Here is a 715-nt window from a genome sequence, read left to right on the forward strand (position 1 = left end):
GATCATCTAATATAGAGGCTATAGCACTACGCGCAAGGCAACAGGCAACAGGCAAGAATACTTAAGAGCAAGAAAAAAACTTAAATTTCCTGTAGATATTCACCTTTGGGTTTACACGAACGCGCCCCAGCCGACATGATATTATACCAAATCTCACGCATTATTGCTACATCTCCTTGAGAGTAGGGAGTAGAGACCCACCCCTAACCCCGACCGTGGAGGGGAAAAAGGAGTAGGGAGTAGGGTGAAAAGAGATAAGATATCTTGGTTTAATGCCGATAATCGTTATAAACATTACTAAACGATTATTATTACTTAATAACTGAAGTTCATCGGAAGTATCGCATTAATGCATGGGAATTGGTATTAGGGACAATGATTATATTACCGACAGCAGTGGTATACAATGGCAAAGTATATGTGTTTCACCAAGGTAGGGGAGATAGTGGCTGGCTTTGGTATAATGTTTTTAATGGCTCTGAATGGGCTGGTGATACAAAGGTAGGGAAAACTGGTATAACTTCGAGTCCATCAGTAGTAGTATACAATGACCAAATCTATGTATTTCACCAAGGCAGGGGAGATAGTGGCTGGCTTTGGTATAATGTTTTTGATGGCTCTCAATGGGCTTATACAGAGGTGCGGGGAACAGGTCTTACTGACGATCCAGATGCGGTTGTTATGTAGTTAAATATTTTCTAGTCTATTACTTGCT

1 protein-coding gene is annotated in these 715 nt (G+C 40.8%); it reads left to right on the forward strand.

The genetic code is table 11. The features are described 5' to 3' along the window. Nucleotides 1-375: 375 nt before the first annotated feature. The gene (locus D5R40_RS33565) at nucleotides 376-687 is read left to right on the forward strand and encodes a hypothetical protein (protein ID WP_124143669.1); all 312 of its coding nucleotides are present in this window, start codon (nucleotides 376-378) and stop codon (nucleotides 685-687) included. The last annotated feature ends 28 nt before the right edge of the window (nucleotides 688-715 follow it).

The sequence above is a fragment of the Okeania hirsuta genome, from assembly GCF_003838195.1.
In the GTDB taxonomy this organism is placed as follows: Bacteria; Cyanobacteriota; Cyanobacteriia; order Cyanobacteriales; family Microcoleaceae; genus Okeania; species Okeania hirsuta.